This window comes from Paenibacillus xylanilyticus, assembly GCF_013359935.1.
GTDB classification, from domain to species: domain Bacteria; phylum Bacillota; class Bacilli; order Paenibacillales; family Paenibacillaceae; genus Paenibacillus; species Paenibacillus xylanilyticus.
On sequence record NZ_JABMCB010000084.1, the window covers coordinates 1 to 1,463 of the forward strand.

Below are 1,463 nucleotides of genomic sequence, written 5' to 3' on the forward strand. Positions count from 1 at the left end.
CCGACTCATTCCCTAATTCCTCAGCTGCCTTTTTCACGCCACGTTCAGCCGCTGCCACCGCACGTTCATTCAGCAAATCCAGCTGCTTCAGAAACGCGCTCGCATTGATTTCCATACTCATAGGTGAATCACCGTCATCATAAACTCGCCTTCAAGATTACGTGGAACCTTGTAGGAGATGATTTTCTTGGTTTTCTCGTTGCCGTTCGGCTCCTTGAAAGTCACTTCATCCCCATATCCCACTGGAACCTTTCCAGGCATGCGAATATGGACAGAACTGGTTACCTCCTGCCCGTTCTCCCCTATGACGCGTTGAGTTGCGAATGTCACCCTTGCTCGGTACGTTTCCGGCATGCTTCCTGCCGATCCACCTGCCCACGGGTCACTGTCGTCAGCCTGGCGCATGATTTTAACCACATCCCTGTACATCATCCCAACCTCCAAACATGACGGTCACACAGCGCCTGAATAGCTGGAGGCAAGTCCGTTTCCCGCTCCGCTGTTTGGAACGTAGCGGTGTATTCCCCGTCAATCCGTTCCGATAACTTACCCCACTGCCCGGTATGCATCATCTTAGCAAGCATCAGACAGGCCATTTCAAGCGTGTTTGGGAGTGTGGGAGGGTTAGCGGTAGAGTCGTCACTTGGAAGGTCGTAGCCGCCAATATAGGAGGTCAAAAGGTTATATTCTCCTTTCGGCCATCCTTCTTGCCGGAACAGTATGCCATCCTCCAATTCTGTGTACCCCACAACCGGACCATACGGACCCGTTATTTCCGTGACTTCATGAATCGGAAAATTCCGCAGTGCCAGATGCTTGGAATTCGTTCCGCTGCGGCGCTCCGTGTATGAGCCTTTTCCAAACTTGCGGTTACAGTGACCTTCAATGGCATCAGACGCAGCAGCCAGGGCAAACATTAACTCATTGTCCTGGCTGGTATCTGTGTCCGGGATGTAAAGCATCTTCTTTAGCCTGCTGACGGTCGCCAGCATGACTATTCCTTATCCGCCTTGCCATTGGTTTTAGTTTCAGATGCAGCCGGATCGGGCTCATCAGCATCTGATTTTGCCGGATCACCTGATGATTTTTCTGTATCAGCTTTGACGGCCGGATCTGGTTCATCCGTCTCAGGGTTACCGAGATATCCAAACTCCCTGAGATAGTCGGCGCGGTCTTGGTCGTCTGTCTCATAAACGGACCCAACCGGGTATTTCCTCTTGGTTTCTTTATCTCGAAACACCTCTAAAACGGGATATTTCTGCGTTTTCGCTGCTGCTTTAGCCATTGTTTTTCCCTCCCAGAAAAGATTAAAGGCGGTTATCCCGCCTTAAACGATTGCCGAAACGTCAAGCTGACCAAACACCGCTGCGCCTGCGTCCCATGTTTTAATGTCCTGACGCATGATAGCTCTCAGGTCTGTTGTGTCACGAGTAAAGGCGCTGCCGCCTTCTTTGGTGCTTGCA

3 protein-coding genes are annotated in these 1,463 nt (G+C 51.3%); all 3 read right to left on the bottom strand.

Annotation, left to right across the window (positions count from 1 at the left end; translation table 11 throughout):
* Nucleotides 1-117: 117 nt before the first annotated feature.
* The 3 genes from HP552_RS00685 to HP552_RS00695 are packed head-to-tail and all read right to left on the bottom strand — an operon-like array spanning nt 118 to nt 1,285.
* Nucleotides 118-432 carry a hypothetical protein gene (locus HP552_RS00685; protein ID WP_175393855.1) on the bottom strand — a complete coding sequence of 105 codons (315 nt, stop codon included), beginning with the start codon at nt 430-432 and terminating at the stop codon, nt 118-120.
* Nucleotides 429-992 (bottom strand): head-tail connector protein, encoded by a 564-nt coding sequence (locus HP552_RS00690; protein WP_512698963.1) that lies wholly within the window; start codon nt 990-992, stop codon nt 429-431. The genes HP552_RS00685 and HP552_RS00690 overlap by 4 nt, the downstream gene beginning before the upstream one ends.
* 2 nt (nt 993-994) lie before the next feature.
* The gene (locus HP552_RS00695; RefSeq protein ID WP_175393857.1) at nt 995-1,285 is read right to left on the bottom strand and encodes a hypothetical protein; all 291 of its coding nucleotides are present in this window, start codon (nt 1,283-1,285) and stop codon (nt 995-997) included.
* Nucleotides 1,286-1,463: the final 178 nt, after the last annotated feature.

What these genes read in the sequence shown, in the direction of transcription:
- HP552_RS00685 (WP_175393855.1), bottom strand. Translation starts at nt 432, where the DNA reads ATGATGTACAGGGATGTGGTTAAAATCATGCGCCAGGCTGACGACAGT.
- HP552_RS00690 (WP_512698963.1), bottom strand. Translation starts at nt 992, where the DNA reads ATGCTGGCGACCGTCAGCAGGCTAAAGAAGATGCTTTACATCCCGGAC.
- HP552_RS00695 (WP_175393857.1), bottom strand. Translation starts at nt 1,285, where the DNA reads ATGGCTAAAGCAGCAGCGAAAACGCAGAAATATCCCGTTTTAGAGGTG.